17 protein-coding genes are annotated in these 16058 nt (G+C 72.5%); 15 read left to right on the forward strand and 2 right to left on the reverse strand.

Annotated features, from left to right (window positions below):
* Positions 1–176 precede the first annotated feature (176 nt).
* The 4 genes from ACWFQ8_RS18020 to ACWFQ8_RS18035 all read left to right on the forward strand — a co-directional run bounded on the left by ACWFQ8_RS18020 (position 177) and on the right by ACWFQ8_RS18035 (position 4248).
* On the forward strand, positions 177–947 hold the full coding sequence (locus ACWFQ8_RS18020; RefSeq protein ID WP_453787208.1) for an NAD-dependent epimerase/dehydratase family protein: 771 nt from the start codon (positions 177–179) through the stop codon (positions 945–947).
* On the forward strand, positions 944–2179 hold the full coding sequence (locus ACWFQ8_RS18025) for an acyl-CoA dehydrogenase family protein (RefSeq protein WP_453787209.1): 1236 nt from the start codon (positions 944–946) through the stop codon (positions 2177–2179). The genes ACWFQ8_RS18020 and ACWFQ8_RS18025 overlap by 4 nt, the downstream gene beginning before the upstream one ends.
* On the forward strand, positions 2176–3288 hold the full coding sequence (locus ACWFQ8_RS18030; protein ID WP_453787210.1) for a methyltransferase: 1113 nt from the start codon (positions 2176–2178) through the stop codon (positions 3286–3288). Before ACWFQ8_RS18025 ends, ACWFQ8_RS18030 begins: the two co-directional genes overlap by 4 nt.
* 66 nt (positions 3289–3354) lie before the next feature.
* A complete protein-coding gene (locus ACWFQ8_RS18035) occupies positions 3355–4248 on the forward strand; it encodes an alpha/beta fold hydrolase (protein WP_453787211.1) in 894 nt (297 codons plus the stop codon).
* Positions 4249–4278: 30 nt separating this feature from the next.
* On the opposite strand, the gene ACWFQ8_RS18040 is transcribed toward ACWFQ8_RS18035, so the two are convergent.
* Both ACWFQ8_RS18040 and ACWFQ8_RS18045 read right to left on the reverse strand, forming a co-directional pair.
* Positions 4279–4911, reverse strand: a complete 633-nt coding sequence (locus ACWFQ8_RS18040; protein ID WP_453787212.1) for a mycothiol-dependent nitroreductase Rv2466c family protein — start codon at positions 4909–4911, stop codon at positions 4279–4281.
* A gap of 40 nt (positions 4912–4951) precedes the next feature.
* A complete protein-coding gene (locus ACWFQ8_RS18045) occupies positions 4952–5386 on the reverse strand; it encodes a SnoaL/DnrD family polyketide biosynthesis methyl ester cyclase (RefSeq protein ID WP_453787213.1) in 435 nt (144 codons plus the stop codon).
* A 230-nt stretch (positions 5387–5616) separates the two neighbouring features.
* Here ACWFQ8_RS18045 and ACWFQ8_RS18050 point away from each other — a divergent pair, with 230 nt between their 5' ends.
* The 11 genes from ACWFQ8_RS18050 to ACWFQ8_RS18100 all read left to right on the forward strand — a co-directional run bounded on the left by ACWFQ8_RS18050 (position 5617) and on the right by ACWFQ8_RS18100 (position 15990).
* Complete coding sequence (locus ACWFQ8_RS18050; protein ID WP_453787214.1) at positions 5617–5967, forward strand: antibiotic biosynthesis monooxygenase family protein; 351 nt, start codon at positions 5617–5619, stop codon at positions 5965–5967.
* Positions 5967–7247: a beta-ketoacyl-[acyl-carrier-protein] synthase family protein gene (locus ACWFQ8_RS18055; protein WP_453787215.1), complete on the forward strand. Its 1281-nt coding sequence runs from the start codon at positions 5967–5969 to the stop codon at positions 7245–7247. The genes ACWFQ8_RS18050 and ACWFQ8_RS18055 overlap by 1 nt, the downstream gene beginning before the upstream one ends.
* Complete coding sequence (locus ACWFQ8_RS18060; RefSeq protein ID WP_453787216.1) at positions 7244–8464, forward strand: ketosynthase chain-length factor; 1221 nt, start codon at positions 7244–7246, stop codon at positions 8462–8464. Before ACWFQ8_RS18055 ends, ACWFQ8_RS18060 begins: the two co-directional genes overlap by 4 nt.
* 8 nt (positions 8465–8472) lie before the next feature.
* Positions 8473–9258 (forward strand): SDR family NAD(P)-dependent oxidoreductase, encoded by a 786-nt coding sequence (locus ACWFQ8_RS18065; RefSeq protein ID WP_453787217.1) that lies wholly within the window; start codon positions 8473–8475, stop codon positions 9256–9258.
* A 31-nt stretch (positions 9259–9289) separates the two neighbouring features.
* Complete coding sequence (locus tag ACWFQ8_RS18070; protein WP_453787218.1) at positions 9290–10240, forward strand: aromatase/cyclase; 951 nt, start codon at positions 9290–9292, stop codon at positions 10238–10240.
* Entirely contained in the window at positions 10240–11577 is a 1338-nt protein-coding gene (locus tag ACWFQ8_RS18075; RefSeq protein ID WP_453787219.1) for an activator-dependent family glycosyltransferase, read from the forward strand. The genes ACWFQ8_RS18070 and ACWFQ8_RS18075 overlap by 1 nt, the downstream gene beginning before the upstream one ends.
* The gene (locus tag ACWFQ8_RS18080) at positions 11570–12343 is read left to right on the forward strand and encodes an SDR family NAD(P)-dependent oxidoreductase (RefSeq protein WP_453787220.1); all 774 of its coding nucleotides are present in this window, start codon (positions 11570–11572) and stop codon (positions 12341–12343) included. The genes ACWFQ8_RS18075 and ACWFQ8_RS18080 overlap by 8 nt, the downstream gene beginning before the upstream one ends.
* Positions 12344–12395: 52 nt before the next feature.
* Positions 12396–13682 carry a cytochrome P450 family protein gene (locus tag ACWFQ8_RS18085; protein WP_453787221.1) on the forward strand — a complete coding sequence of 429 codons (1287 nt, stop codon included), beginning with the start codon at positions 12396–12398 and terminating at the stop codon, positions 13680–13682.
* A 178-nt stretch (positions 13683–13860) separates the two neighbouring features.
* On the forward strand, positions 13861–14745 hold the full coding sequence (locus tag ACWFQ8_RS18090) for an ABC transporter ATP-binding protein (protein WP_453787231.1): 885 nt from the start codon (positions 13861–13863) through the stop codon (positions 14743–14745).
* Positions 14742–15596, forward strand: a complete 855-nt coding sequence (locus ACWFQ8_RS18095; protein WP_453787222.1) for an ABC transporter permease — start codon at positions 14742–14744, stop codon at positions 15594–15596. The genes ACWFQ8_RS18090 and ACWFQ8_RS18095 overlap by 4 nt, the downstream gene beginning before the upstream one ends.
* 25 nt (positions 15597–15621) lie before the next feature.
* Positions 15622–15990, forward strand: coding sequence for a helix-turn-helix transcriptional regulator (locus ACWFQ8_RS18100; RefSeq protein ID WP_453787223.1), 369 nt, complete (start codon positions 15622–15624; stop codon positions 15988–15990).
* The last annotated feature ends 68 nt before the right edge of the window (positions 15991–16058 follow it).

Raw genomic sequence — 16058 nt, forward strand, 5'->3', positions numbered from 1 at the left:
TGAGAGGGATGGGGTGGTGCTGCCACCCTGCACCGCAGTCCTTGAAGGCGCGCGGAGCCCGGGTGAACGGACTTCCCTCGCGCGCCTCGGTCCGCCGTCCGCCACCTTTCGAGCGTCTCTCGACATCCCGCTGCGAGGGTCGGTGCCCCCAGCGAGTCGAAGGGCGGCCTTGTCAGATGGAGATCATCGGGAACGGGTTCCTCGCACGGCACCTCGCACCGCTCTCGGCCGCGCACCCCGCAGCGACCGTGCTGGCAGCGGGCGTGCCGACGCACCCGCTGCCCGACGCGGAGCACCGGCGTGAGACCGCGCTCGTCGACGACACGATCCGGCGGTGCCTGCGGCGCGACCGGATGCTCGTGTTCTTCTCCACCGTCAGCATGTACGGCGGAGCGGGTGGCCCGGGCGACGAGGACGGGCCGCAGGTCGCCTCAACCCGCTACGGCCAGCACAAGCTGGACCTGGAACGGTTGGTCCAGGCCTCCGGGGTGCGCCACCTCATCCTGCGGCTCGGCTATGTGACGGGCCCGGACGAACCCGGCTTCCGCCTGCTCGCGGCGCTCATCGCCCAGGTCCTGGCCGGCCGGGTACGGGTCCAGCGCGGAGCGCGCCGGGACATGGTCCACGTGGCGGACTTCACCGCTGTCGTGGACGCCCTGCTGCGCACCGGGGTGCACGACGAGACGGTGAACGTCGCCTCCGGAGACTGCGTGGAGGTGGCCGCCGTCGTGCGGTACCTCGAACGGCGGCTCGGCACCACGGCCCACTGGCAGGTCACCGACGACAGCATCGAGCACTGCCCCTCGGTCCGCAAACTCCGGCGGCTCGTGCCCGAGGTCGACCGGCTGGGATTCGGGCCGGGATACCACCGGTCCGCCATCGACCGCTACCTGGCGGCCACGCGCCCCGAGGGCTCCATCCGGAGGGAAAGGACGGAAACGCCATGACGGAACACGCCACTGGCACGGCCGCGGCGAAGTCGGGGGACCTCACGGAGCCGCACACACCCGAGGGCCATGCGCTGCTGGAGGTACTGGGCAGACACCTGCCGCGCCTGGCGGCGGGCGCGACCGGGCACGACCGCGACGGCACGTTCCCCCTGGACACCGTCCACCGCATGGGCGCCGACGGCGTACTCGGCGCGACCGTCCCGCGGGAGTTCGGCGGACTGGGCGTGAGCAGCGTCCACGACGTGTGCCTCGCCGTGAAACGGATCGCCGAGTCCGACGCGTCCGTCGCCCTGTCGCTGCACATGCAGTTCAGCCGCGGGATCACCATGTCGTACGAGCGCGAGCACGGCACCGCGACCGGGCGCGCCCTGGCCGAGCGGCTGCTGCGCCTGATGGGCACGGAAGGGGCGCTGATCAGCGGCGCCCTCAAGGACGCCGGCGTCACCACCGAGCTGGTGCCCGCGGACGACGGCGGCTGGCGGCTGACCGGGCGCAAGATCCTGGTCAGCATGGCCCCCTTCGCCACCCACGTCGTCGTCGCGGCCCGGACCCGTCCCACCTCCGGCCCCCCGCTGCTCGCCTCCGCCTTCCTGCCCACCGACACCCCCGGCCTGAAGGCGCCGGACCACTGGAACGGCATGGGCATGCGGGCCTCCGCCAGTACCGAGGTCGTCTTCCAGGCCTGTCCCGTTCCCGCGACCGACGTCTTCCTGCGCGGACCGGTCGGCGTCCGCAACGACGCCGCGATGGCGGGCCAGACCGTCAGCTCGATCGGTCTGCTCGGGGTGTACGCCGGGATCGCGCAGGCGGCACGCGACTTCGCCGTCGCGGACATCACCCGGCGCGGCGGACAGCCGGCGGCCGCCGTCCGCACCCTGGTGGCCGAGCTCGATGTGAAGCTGTACGCGCTGCGCACGGCCCTCGCGGCGGCACTGACCAACGCCGACCACTACGCGCACCGGGCGGCGATCGACCCCCACGAGCGCGGCCGGCTGATGATGGCTCCCTTCCAGTACGCGAAGCTCGTCGTCAACCGCACGGCGGCGAGCATCGTCGAGGACTGCATGACCCTGGTGGGCGGGGCGTCGTTCACCACGGACCACCCCCTGTCCCGGCACTACCGCGACGTCCGCGCGGGCTGGTTCATGCAGCCCTTCACCTACGCCGACGCCGTCGACCACCTGAGCGCGTACGCGCTCGGCACCGACCGGGAAGGCAGCGCGTCGTGACCGGTACGAGCGGCGGTACGAGCGGCGGCACGAACGGCTCGACCGATGGCGGAACCGACGGCGGCGTCGGCGGGCAGGAGCGGGCCGTCGACACCCTGGTGCGGATGTCGAACCTGGTGACCCCGATGGCACTGCGGGTCGCGGCCACCCTGCGGCTGGTCGACCACCTGCGTGCGGGCGCCACCGGCCCCGAGGCCCTCGCCGAGGCCACCGGAGCGGACCCGGACGCGCTGGCGCGGCTGATGCGCCACCTGGCGGCGGCCGGGGTGCTGCAGGAGACCGGACCCGGCCGCTACGCGCCGACGCGCATCGGGGACCTGCTCGCCGACGACGATCCCTCGCGGCAGCGTTCCTGGCTCGACCTGGACCAGGCCGTGGGGCGCGCGGACCTGACGTTCCTCGACCTGCGCGAGGCGGTCCGTACCGGGCGGCCGCAGTACGAGGAGCGGTACGGCAAGCCGTTCTGGACGGACCTGTCCGAGGACGAGGGGCTCGGGGCGTCCTTCGACTCCCTGATGGCGGCGCGGGAGGACACGGCCTTCGCCGCGCCCGTCGCCGCCTACGACTGGAGCCGGGCCCGGCACGTGCTGGACGTCGGCGGCGCGCCCGGCGGCCTCCTCGACGCGATCCTGCGGGCCGCGCCCGAGGCGCGCGGCACCCTGCTGGACCTGCCGGGAGCGGCGCGGCGGGCGCGCGAGCGCATCGCGGCGGCCGGGACGGACGGCCGCATCGACGTCGTAGGCGGTGACTTCTTCGACGAACTCCCGGTGACCGCCGATGTCGTGGTGCTGTCGTTCGTCCTCCTCAACTGGTCCGACGCCGACGCGCTGCGAATCCTGGGGCGCTGCCGTGACGCCCTGCGGCCCGGGGGCCGGATCGTCCTGCTGGAGCGGGCCGAGGCGCCGGCCGGCGGGACGCGGACCTCGGACCTGTACTTCAGCGTGCTCGACATGCGCATGCTCGTGTTCCTCGGCGGCAGGGTCCGCACCGACCGCGAGTGGGCCGACCTGGCCGACGCCGCCGGGCTCGGCGTCGTCTCCAGGACCGGGCCCCTGGTGTCGCCCAACGTGCCCCTGGACTCCTGCCTCTGGGAGCTCGCCCCGCGCTGAGCCCGTCCGCGCATCACCACCGCCGATCCACGGGACCTGGGTCCCGGAGCCGAGAGGAGTGCCGAAATGGCACAACGTGTCGTCACGTCGAAGGACGCGCAGCTGTGGAGCGAGGACTTCGGCGACCGGGCCGACCCCGCCCTGCTGCTGGTGGCGGGCGGGAACCTGACCGCGATGAGCTGGCCCGTCGAGTTCGTCGAACGGCTCGCCGCCGGCGGGCTGCACGTGATCCGCTACGACCACTGGGGGGTGGGCCGCTCCACGGTCTGGGACCCTGCCGAGCGCCCGTACGGCTATCTCCGACTGGCCGCCGACGCCGTCGCCGTGCTCGACGGCTGGGACATCGAGCGGGCCCACTTCGTCGGCATGTCGATGGGCGCGGTCCTGTGCCAGCTGGTCGCACTCGACCACCCGCAGCGGATGCTGAGCATGTCGCTGATGCTCGGGGGAGCACTGGACGTGGACTTCCCCGGCAACATCCGGCGCGCCCTCGCCGGGGAGCCCTCGGTCGACGGCCTCCCCCTGCCGCAGGAACGGTTCCTCGAAGCGCTCGCCGTCATGAACGAGGACGTGAGCGGCCCGGAGGAGGAACTGGGGCGGCGGGTGCGCCGGTGGAAGCTGTTCTCCGGGGACCGGGTCGCCTTCGACGAGGCCGACTTCCGGCGGTGGGAACAGCAGGCCATCGACCACTCGGGCTCCCTGAGCGAGCCGCAGGTGCACTACGCGGTCCAGCCGCCGCCGCGCGAGCGCGCCGCCGAGCTGCGCGGCGTCCGGGTCCCCACGCAGGTGATCCAGGCGACACAGGACCCGATCGCGCCGCCGCCGCACGGACGCCACCTCGCCGATCAGATCCCGGGCGCGGACCTGGTGGAGATCGAGGGCATGGGACACGCGCTGCCGGCCTCGGTGCACCGCCCGCTCGCCGAGGCCGTGCTCCGGCACGTGCACCGGCGGGGGTGAGCGGGGTGAGCCCCGGACCGGGGTGCCGCGTCAGTCGGCCAGGTCGAACCGGGGCTCCTCGGTCCGGGTGCGCTTGACCTCGTAGAAGCCGGGGACACCGGCCATCAGCAGAAGGCCGTCCCACAACTGCCCCGCCGTCTCCCCGGTGGGGGCGGGGGAGACGACCGGCCCGAAGAAGCCCACCCGTTCGCCGCCGGACCCGGCGACCGACACCACGGGGGTGCCGACGTCGCCGCCGGCCAGGGCGACGGCCTGCGCGTGCGAGGAGCGGACGGCCTCGTCGTAGGCGGTGGACCCGGCGACCTCCGCGATCTCCTCCGGCAGCCCGGCGTCCGCCAGGGCCGCCGTCAGGTTCCCCCAGTCGTTCTGCAGGTGGAAGCGGTTGCCCATCGCCGTGAAGAGGTCACCGAGGGCCTGCTGACCGAACTGCTCCGCCACTGCGGCGCACACCCGCACCGGCGCCCACATGTAGTCCTCCCACTCGCCCTCGGGGTTGTCGTCCCGGTGCTCGTTGAGCACCGACAGGCTCATCACCCGCCAGTGGACGTCCACGGGCCGTACCTTGGTGACCTCCACCATCCACCGCGAGGTGATCCACGTGTACGGGCAGACGGGGTCGAACCAGAAATCGACGGTCCGCCGTTCGGTCATCTGATCGGTCATCTGATCGGCTCCTCGCACGGTCTCGTTCCACGGGCTCGTTCTAGGGGCGCCAGCCGTCCGGCTCGGGCCACGGCTCGCCGAGCTGGCGGTACGTGCTCTGGTACTCCGGCCAGTCCCGATGGTCCCTGATCTTGCCGTCGACGACGCGCAGCAAATGGATCTGCTCCCCGGAGAAGCGGCGGCCGGTCGGTGCGAAGCCCACCATCGGACCGACCTGCCGGCCGTAGAGGACCAGGTACGCCCGTACCCAGTCGCCCCGCTCCTCGATCTTGACCTCCTCCAGGTGCGCGTCCTCGGAGAAGGTCATCCGCACCCAGGCTACCGCCATCGCGAACGCCTGGGGGCCCTCTCCGATCCCGTGCTCGATCGTGGCCGGATTCAGGTACTCCGGGTGGATGAACTCGTGGACGTCGTCGGTCTCGCCCGTGTTGTACGCCTTGATCATCCGCCGTACGGCTTCGAGGTTCTGACTCACAGGGGGCCTCCCGGCTCTCGGTGCGGCTCGTTGCCGACGAGCATCCCAGCACCACGATCGTCAGCGGATCGACGATCGCTCGACCTCCTGCTCCACGGCGGCTCGACCTCCCGCCCGGCTGCTAAGGGCGCTGCTTCCAGGGGGTGTTGAGCGGGCTGCGAGAGTCGGCGCCCACGTTGGACGACGCCACATCGTCAAAGCCCGACGGCGGAGCTGAAAAGAGGCGTGAGATGCAGCCCAACGACCTTGGTCCCACAGGAAGCGGGGTGGTCGCCTTCATCAACAGATTCACCGTGCGGGCCTCGCCGGAGGAGTTCGAGAAGGCCTTCGCCGAGGCGGGAAGGCACCTGGCGGACCGGGACGGATTCCTGCGGTACACCCTGCACCAGCACGCCGAGGACCCCACCCGCTGGGTCAACGTCGCCCACTGGCGCGACGCCGACGCCTTCCGCGCGGCGGTGGGCACGGCGGCCTTCCCGCAGCACGTCGCGCGGTTGCGCGAGCTCAGCACGAGCGAGCCCGGCCTGTACGTCCCCCGGCAGTACGTGTCGGCGGAGCGGGCAGCGGGGGAGTCCCGCTGATGGCCGCGCCCTCGGGCCGCCGGGTCGTCATCACCGGCATCGGCGTGGTCGCTCCCAACGCCGTGGGGCGCAAGCCCTTCTGGGAGGCCCTGACCGCCGGGCGCACGGCCACGAGGAGGATCAGCTTCTTCGACCCCAGCCCCTACCGCTCGCAGATCGCGGCCGAGGTCGACTTCGACCCGCTGGCCGAGGGGCTGACTCCGCAGCAGATCCGGCGGATGGACCGCGCCGCGCAGTTCGCCGTGGTGAGTGCCCGGGAGGGTGTCGCCGACAGCGGTCTGGACCCCGCCGAACTGGACCCCGCCCGGACCGGTGTCGCCATCGGCAGCGCCGTGGGCTGCACCATGAGCCTGGAGGAGGAGTACTCCGTCGTCAGCGACGGCGGTCGGCACTGGCACGTGGACGGCTCCTACGCCGGGCGGCACCTCTTCGACTACTTCGTTCCGAGCTCGATCGCCGCCGAGGTCGCCCGCGACGTCGGGGCCGAGGGCCCCGTGTCGCTGATCTCGACCGGCTGCACCTCCGGCCTGGACTCCGTAGGGCACGCGGTGGAGCTGGTACGGGACGGCGCGGTGGACGTGATGGTGGCCGGCGCCACCGACGCCCCGATCTCGCCGATCACCGTGGCCTGCTTCGACGCGATCAAGGCGACCTCACCGCGCAACGACGAACCGGGGAGCGCGTCGCGCCCCTTCGACCGCAGCCGGAACGGGTTCGTCCTCGGCGAGGGCGCGGCGGTCTTCGTCCTGGAGGAGCTCGAACACGCCCGCCGGCGCGGTGCCCACGTGTACGCGGAGATCAGCGGGTTCGCCTCCCGCTCCAACGCCTTCCACATGACCGGACTGCGCCCGGACGGCCGGGAGATGGCCGAGGCCATCCGCGTGGCCATGCGGCGGGCCGCGGTCTCACCGCACGACATCGACTACGTCAACGCCCACGGCTCGGGCACCCTCCAGAACGACCGGCACGAGACGGCGGCCTTCAAGAGGAGCCTGGGCGAGGACGCCTACCGGGTGCCCGTCAGCGGCATCAAATCGATGATCGGGCACTCTCTGGGCGCGATCGGCTCGCTGGAGATCGCGGCCTGCGCGCTGACCATCGAGCACGACACCATCGCGCCCACCGCCAATCTGCACGAGCCCGATCCCGAGTGCGACCTCGACTACGTGCCGTTGACGGCACGCGAGCAGCGCGTGGACACCGTACTCACCGTGGGCAGCGGCTTCGGGGGCTTCCAGAGCGCGATGGTGCTGCGGAGTCCGGAGAGGGCGGCGGCATGACACCCACCGCTGTGATCACGGGTATGGGCGTCATCGCGCCGACCGGCCTGGGCGCCGCCTCCCACTGGAGCAGCACCCTGGCGGGGCGGGCCGCGATCGGCCCGATCACCCGCTTCGACCCGGAGCGCTACCCCAGCCGCCTGGCCGGTGAGATCGCGGATTTCGATCCGCAGGAGCACGGCATAGCGAACCGGCTGCTCCCGCAGACCGACCACATGACCCGGCTGGCGCTCGTGGCCGCCGAGTGGGCGATCAAGGACGCGGGGGTGGAGCCCGACGCGCTGCCGGAGTACGGCATCGGCGTCGTCACCGCCAGCTCCGCCGGCGGATTCGCCTTCGGCCACCGGGAACTGCACAACCTCTGGAGCAAAGGCCCGGAGCACGTCAGCGCCTACCAGTCCTTCGCGTGGTTCTACGCGGTCAACACCGGGCAGATCTCCATCCGGCACGGGCTGCGCGGACCGGGCGGCGTGGTCGTCACCGAACAGGCCGGCGGGCTGGACGCCCTGGCCAAGGCCCGGCGACAGCTGCGCGACGGGGTCCGGATGGTGATCGCCGGCGGCGTCGACGGCTCACCCTCGCCCTGGGGCTGGGTCGCACAGCTGGCGGGCGGCCGAATCAGCACCGTGAACGACCCGGGGCGGGCCTACCTGCCCTTCGACGCGGACGCCTGCGGCTACGTACCGGGCGAGGGCGGCGCGTTGTTCGTGCTGGAGTCCCCGGAGTCGGCACGCGCCCGGGGCGTACGCACTTGGTACGCGGAGATCGCCGGACAGGCGTCCACGTTCGACCCGGCGCCCGGGACGGGCCGACCGTCCACCCTGCGGCGCGCCGCCGAACTCGCCCTCGAAGAGGCGGGACTGGAACCGGGCGACATCGACGTGGTGTTCGCCGATGCGGCGGGCACCCCCGAACTCGACCGCGCCGAGGCCGAGGCCGTCCGCGAGGTCTTCGGCCCGCACGGCGTACCGGTGACGGCGCCCAAGACCATGACCGGACGGCTCGGCGCCGGCGGAGCGGCACTGGACCTGGCGACGGCCGTGCTGTCCATCCGCGACGGGGTGATCCCGCCGACGGCGAACGTCCGGCGGCCGGTGGCCGCGTACGGGATCGACCTGGTCCGCGCCCCGCGCACCGTACCCGTGTCCGCCGCGCTCGTACTGGCCAGGGGGCACGGCGGCTTCAACGCGGCCGCGGTCGTGACCCGACAACGATGAGGAGAGACATGTCCACTCCAGACGACCGGCACGCCGTGGTCACCGGTGCCACCAGCGGCATCGGGCTCGCGGTCACGACGATGCTGTGCCGGCTCGGGCAGCGCGTGTTCCTCTGCGCCCGCGACCCCGAGAACGTAGAACGCACCGTCGAGCGGCTCCGCGACAAGGGGTACGACGTCGCCGGCCAGGCGTGCGACGTACGCTCCACCGAGCAGGTCGGCGCCTTCGTCCGGGCCGCCGTCGACCGGTACGGCCCGGTGGACGTGCTGGTGAACAACGCCGGCCGCAGCGGCGGAGGTCCCACCGCGCAGATCACCGACGAGCTGTGGCTCGACGTCATGGACACCAACCTCAACAGTGTGCTCCGGGTGACCCGTGAGGCGCTCACCACGGGCGGCATGCTCGACCGCGGCACGGGCCGGATCATCAACATCGCCTCGACCGGCGGCAAGCAGGGCGTGGTGCTGGGCGCCCCGTACTCCGCGTCCAAGCACGGCGTCGTCGGATTCACCAAGGCGCTGGGCCTGGAGCTGGCCAAGACCGGCATCACCGTGAACGCGGTCTGCCCGGGCTACGTGGAGACGCCGATGGCCGAGCGGGTGCGGCAGGGCTACGCCGCGGCCTGGGACATCACGGAGGAGGCCGTACGGGAACGGTTCGAGGCCAAGATCCCGCTCGGCAGGTACACCACCCCGGAGGAGGTCTCCGGCCTCGTCGGCTACCTCGTCACCGACCAGGCCGCCCCCGTCACGGCGCAGGCGATCAACGTCTGCGGCGGACTGGGCACCTACTGACGGCCCGTCCGAGGACCAGGAGACCCGCAAGATGACGAACAACCACCGAACCGAGCACCGCGTCCTCGTGGAGGCACCCGCGCGCACCGTCTTCGGCCTGATCGCGGACGTCGACGCGTGGCCGCGGGTCTTTCCCCCGACCGTGCACGTGGAGGTCCTCGAACGGACCTCCGGCGAGGAGCGCATCCGGATCTGGGCGACCGCCAACGACTCCGTCAAGACGTGGACCTCGCGCCGCGTCCTCGACGCCGGAGGGCTACGGGTGAGCTTCCGCCAGGAGGTGTCCCAGCCGCCGGTCGCCGCGATGGGCGGCGAATGGATCATCGAAGCGCAGTCGGATTCCCGGACCCTGGTCCGCCTGACGCACGACTTCCGGGCCGTCGACGACGACCCGGCGGGCGTGGAGTGGATCACCAGGGCCGTCGACCGCAACAGCGACGCGGAACTCGACGCCCTGCGACGGGCCGCGGAGGCGCCCGGGGCCGGGGCCGGCGACCTCTCGTTGCAGTTCGACGACGTGGTCGAAGTGGCCGGCGACCCCGCCGACGTCTACGACTTCCTCTACGACGCGGGGCAGTGGCAGGAGCGCCTGCCCCACGTGAACCGGGTCCGCCTGGAGGAGAGCACCCCGAACCTCCAGCTGCTGGAGATGGACACGCTCACCCCGAACGGCGACGTCCACACGACGACATCGGTACGCGTCTGCTTCCCCGCCGCCGCCATCGTCTACAAGCAGCTGCGGACACCCGCGCTGATGACCGTCCACAACGGGCGCTGGCGGATCGAGAAGAGCGCGTCCGGCTGCACCGTCACCTCGACGCACACCGTCGTACTCGAACGCGACGCGGTCGCTGCGGTCCTCGGTGACGGCGCCACCGTCCAGGACGCCCGCACCTTCGTCCGCGACGCGCTCGGCCGCAACAGCACGGCGACGATGCTGCTCGCCAAGGAGTACGCCGAGCGAGCGGCACGGGAGCGCTGATGCGCGTTCTGTTCACCACCTTCGGCGCCCGCAACCACGTCCACGCCCAGGTGGCGCTGGCCTGGGCGCTGCGCGTCGCCGGGCACGAGGTCTGCGTGGCCAGCCACCCCGACCTCGGGGACGTGATCGCCCGCACCGGCCTGACCGCGGTCCCGGTCGGCCGGGAACTCAACGAGGACCAGGTGATGGAGGAGCTGCGGGAGCGCGAGGACGCCTCCCGCGACACCTACGACGACGACGCCCCCGACGCCCAGTTGCTGCTGGCGATGGACGAACTGCGTCCGGAGAAGTTGAGCTACGACCACATGCACGGCGTGTTCACCGCGATGACCTCGGCGGTCTTCCAGAACTACTCGTCGACCGAGATGATCGACGACCTGGTGGACTTCGCCCGCGGCTGGCGCCCCGACCTGGTGATCTGGGACCCGCTGACCTTCGCCGGAGCCGTCGCCGCCCGGGTCACCGGCGCGGCGCACGCCCGGCTGATGTTCGGCCTGGACCTGGTCGGCCGGATGCGCGAGAGCTATCTGGCCGAGGTGCGCGGGCGGCCCGCGGCCTTGCGCGAGGACCCCTTGCGGGAGTGGCTGGGCTGGGTGATGGAGCGCTACGGCGGCGCCTTCACCGAGGACCTGGTGACGGGCCAGTGGACCGTCGACCCGGTGCCGACCTCCCTGCGGCTCCCGGTGGACCTGCCGTACGTGCCCGTCCGCTGCGTCGCCTACAACGGCAGGGGCAGCATTCCGCCCTGGCTGCACGGGGCGCCCGAACGCCCCCGGGTGTGCCTGACGCTCGGGGTGTCGCACCGTGAGGTGATGGGCGGCGACCAGGCGTCCATCGGCGAGCTGATCGACGCGGTCGCCGGACTGGACGTCGAGGTGGTCGCCACCCTGAACGCCCGCCAGCTGCGCGAGGTCACCCGCCTTCCCGCCAATGTCCGCACCGTCGACTTCGTCCCGATGGACGCGCTGCTGCCGAGCTGCTCGGCCGTCATCAACCACGGCGGGTCCGGCACGGTCCACACGGCACTCCTGTACGGCGTCCCGCAGATCCTGGTGCCCGGCACCATGTGGGACAACGCGATCCGCGCGGACCTCGTGGAGCGGGCGGGCGCCGGCCTGCGCCTGGACGCGCAGACCCTGACCGCCGACGCCCTGCGCGACGCGCTCACGCGCGTACTGACGGAGCCGTCGTTCGCCGCCGCGGCCGGCCGACTGCGCCGCGAGACGCTGGCCACTCCCTCCCCCCGGGACATCGTCCCGGTACTGGAGTCGCTCACCGCCGAACACCGGCGCCACGGAGCCACGGGACCCGACGCACCTGCGAGGAACCATGACTGACACAGCCCCCCTGCCCTCCGCCCCGCGGTCGGTCGTGGTGACCGGAGGCGGCTCCGGCATAGGCCGGGCCACCGCACGCGCCTTCGCCGACGAGGGCGCGGCCGTACTCGTCGTCGGCCGCACGCCCGCCGACCTCGCCGACACGGCCAAGGGGTACGACACGATCAGGACGCTCGCCGTCGACCTCACCGGGGCCGACGCGCCCCGGGAGGTCGTGGACACCGCGGTGCGCGAACTGGGAGGGATCGACGTCCTGGTGAACAACGCGGCGGCCCTGGGCCACCGCGCCCTCGCCGACGCCGACCCGCGGCAGGTGGCCACCCAGCTCGGTACGAACCTCGCCGTCCCCGTGCTCCTCACCCGGTGCGCGCTCGACGCGCTGGCCGCCGAAGGCGGCGGCACCGTGGTGAACATCAGCTCGTCCGGTGCGCGCGGCTCCCGGGCCTGGCCGGGCAACAGCGTGTACGGCGCCGCCAAGGCCGCGCTCGACTTCCTCACCCGCAGCTGGGCGGTCGAACTGGCACCGCGCGGCATCCGGGTCGTCGGCGTCGCCCCCGGGCTGGTCGACTCCGGTTTCGCGCGACGGGCCGGCATGTCGCCGGAGCAGTACGAAGGGATGCTCCACCACGTCGGCGCCCTGACGCCCCAGGGCCGCGTCGGCACCCCCGAGGAGATCGCCTGGTGGGTCACGCACCTCACCCGGCCCGGAGCGCGCTACCTGACCGGCGCCGTACTGCCGGTCGACGGCGGGCTCTCCCTGACATGACCCACATCGGGACCGCGCACCAGCAGGCCCCCGGAGAATCGGAGTTGCGCACATGGCGACCATGACCGAGAGCGAACTGGGCCGTGTGCTGCTCACGCACCGCGGCGTCCAGTGGATCATCGGCACGAAGGACGACCCGTACGCCCTTCTGGTGCGGGCGGCCGACGACGATCCGCACCGGCTCGGCGAACGGGTCCGGGAACGCGGTCCGCTGTACTGGAGCAGCGCCGAGGCGTGGGTGACGGCCCGCCACGAGGTCGCCGCGGCCGCGCTCGGCGACCGGCGGCTGAGCGTCCGCCACCCCGACGCGGACGCGCCCGCCGCGGACGGAGAGGGCGAGCAGCGGGAGCCCATGCCGTGGGAGGTGCCCGCGCTGCGCGAGATCCTCCCCTTCGGTGAGGTCTTCCTGACGGCCGGCCGGGCGGACTGCGAGCGCGTGCGCGAGCTGCTCGAACCGCTGCTCGGCGCGAAGGCCCTGGAGCGGTGGCGCCCCGCGGTCGAGCGGGCGCAGCGGCGCGCCCTCGCCGCCGCGGGCGCCGGGTTCGACCTCCGCACGGACCTCGCGGATCCGTTCGCCGCCGACGTCGTTCGGGAGATCCTCGGCGTACCGGACGAGGACCGCGACCGCTTCGCCGCCCTGTGCCGGGGCGCCGCGGGCGTCCTGGACGCCACCGTGTGCTCGCCGCACCTGCGTACGGCACACGAGCTGATCGCCTCCGTCGCAGGCATGCGGTCCCTGCTCACCGACCTGATCGCGCGGCGGCGCGAGCACCCCGGGGACGATCTCGTCAGCGCCCTGCTGGCGACGACGCACGACGACGAAGCGCGGTCGGTGTGCATGCTGCTGGCCCTCGTCGGGTCCGAGCTGTCCGCGACCCTGTTCTGCGACGCGGTGGCGGCCCTGCTCGACCACCCCGCCGTGTGGCGGTCGTTGTGCGAGGACCCGGATCTCGCGCCGGCGGTGGTCGAGGAGACGCTGCGGTACGCCCCGCCCCTGCGGCTCGTCCCCCTGTACGCGCACGAGGACCTCGAACTGGCCGGGACCGCCGTCGCGGCCGGCAGCCAGGTCGTGGTGGCGGTCGAGGCGGCCGAGCGGGACCCCGCTGTCCAGGAGGATCCCTCCGTCTTCGACCCGGCCGGGAGGCGGTCCGGGGAGCGGCTCGCCTTCGCCGAGGGCCTGCCCACGTCGCTGCTCGCCCCGCTGGTGCGCTTTCAGACCGAGGTCGCGCTGCGCGTCCTGGCGGCGGATGCGCCCGCCGTGCGGCGGGGCGGCCCCGTACTGCGGCGTTTGCGGTCCGGGGTCACCGGAGCCGTCATCGAGCTGCCGCTCACCGTCTGAGCTCTCTCGCCGTGCGACTTGTACAGGTCGTAGTAGAGATACTATCTTTGATCTAAGAGGTCTGATCGAAAGGTAGGGGCCTATGGCAGAGTTAAGCGATCTGCGCGAGACGCGTCAGGCTGAGGGTGCGCCGGACGGCTCGGCAGGTGAACGGGTGATCGACATCCGTGGACTGCGCATGCGGTACGGGTCCAAGGACGTGCTGAACGGGGTCGACTTCAGCGTCCGCCGGGGTGAGGTCCTCGCTCTGCTGGGGCCGAACGGCGCCGGAAAGACCACGACCATCGAGATCATGGAGGGGTTCCGCACGCGTTCGGCGGGCGAGGTCAGCGTGCTCGGCGTCGATCCGGCCAAGGGCGACGAGCAGTGGCGCGCGAGGCTGGGCATCGTGCTCCAGTCATGGCGCGACCACGGCAAGTGGAAGGTCCGGGAGCTGCTGGTCCAGCTGGGCGACTTCTACCGGCCCTATTCCACGGCCGAGCGGCCCCGGCCGCGGAACGTGGACGAGCTGATCGCCATGGTCAGCCTGGAGGACCAGGCGGACCAGAAGATCGGGTCCCTGTCCGGCGGCCAGCGCCGCCGCCTCGATGTCGCGATCGGCATCGTCGGACGGCCGGAGGTGCTGTTCCTGGACGAGCCCACGGTCGGCTTCGACCCCAAGGCGCGCCGGGACTTCCACGACGTGGTGCACCGGCTCTCCGACCTGGAGGACACCACGATCCTGCTCACGACGCACGACCTGGACGAGGCCGAGAAGCTCTCCGACCGCATTCTGATCCTCGCCGGGGGCCAGATCGTCGCGGACGGCAGCGCCGATCAGCTCGCCCGGCAGACGTCGGGCCAGGCAGAGGTCCGCTGGAGCGTGAACGGCGAGCAGTTCGTCCACGCCACCCCCGACGCCAGCACGTTCGTCCACGAGCTGTTCAAGCAGCACGGGGACCGGGTCCGCGACCTCGAAGTGCGCCGGGCCAGCCTGGAGGACACGTACATGACCATGGTCCGGCAGCACGAGTCCGGCCGGTCCGAAGAGGCGATCGCCGCGTTCCGGGAGGCAGGCCGGTGAATCCCACCCTGTACGCCGTACGGCTCGGACTGCGGCGCGGCTGGACCGAGTTCCGGCAGAGCCTGACCACGCCCGGCGACATCATCTACTACCTCTTCCTCGGGGGCGTCTTCCTCGGGGTGCTGTTCTTCATGCGGAACTCGACCGTGGAGGGCACCGACCTCTCGCTGGCGACGCTGTCCATGCCGAGCATGATCGGCGGGCTTCTGGCCTTCCAGGCACTGGGCGGCGCGGCGTTCGCGCTGGCGGCCGAGCGGGAGGACGGCACGCTGCTGCGGGCCAGGACCGTACCGCAGGGCCTCGTCGGCTACATCGCCGGCCGGGTCCTGGGGATCGCGCTGAGCACCCTGCTCACGCTGGTCATCATCCTGGTGCCCAGCGTGTTCCTCTTCGACGACCTGATGACCGGGGACCCCGCCAAGTGGCTGAACCTGCTGTGGGTACTGCTCCTCGGGCTGCTCGCCACCCTGCCGATCGGCCTGATCATCGGGGCGATGGTGAAGAACCCGCGCGGCGCGAACACGTGGGGCATCTTCCCGACGATGGGTCTGATGGCGATCTCGGGTATTTTCTATCCGATCACCTCGCTGGCGGGATGGCTCCAGAGCATCGCGCAGGTCTTCCCCGTGTACTGGGTCGGACTGGGCACCCGCGCCGCGCTGCTGCCCGATGCGGCGGTCGCGGTCGAGCTGGGCGACTCCTGGCGCAGGCCCATGACCGCGGTCGTGCTGCTCGCCTGGGCCGTCGTCGCGCTGGTGATCGCACCGAGGGTCCTGAGCCGTACGGTGCGCGGCGAGACGGGATCCAAGGTCGAGGCTCGGCAGCAGGAGGCATTGAAGCGCGTTGGGTGACAAGGAATCCGGCAGGAAGCGCGGTGTGGCGCGCCGGAGCACGTCGGAGCCGGAGCCGGAGGCCGGGACGCTGGACCCCCGGCCCGGCACCGGCGCGTCCGCGGCCGCCTGGCGGGCCACCGGTGAGCAAGGGCGTACGCGGGGCGGCGCCGGGGCCGAGACGGTCCACAACCGCATCGCCGTGCTCCGGGTCGAGCGCGCCATCACCCGCAGGCAGCTCGCCGACGCCCTCGGAGTGCACTACCAGACGGTGGGCTATCTGGAGCGCGGCGAGTACAGCCCCAGCCTGCACCTGGCCCTGAGGATCGCGGAGTACTTCGAGGTCCCGGTCGAGGTGATCTTCTCGACCAGCCCGTTCCCCCGGATCGGGAGCGCTCCGCCCCCCTCGGCATGAGAAACGCCGCGGCCGCCGGGGGACGGCCCCCGCGGCCGCGGCGCGCGCCCACCCACCGGGGGCGCAAC

The organism is Streptomyces sp. NPDC055254, from assembly GCF_053606025.1.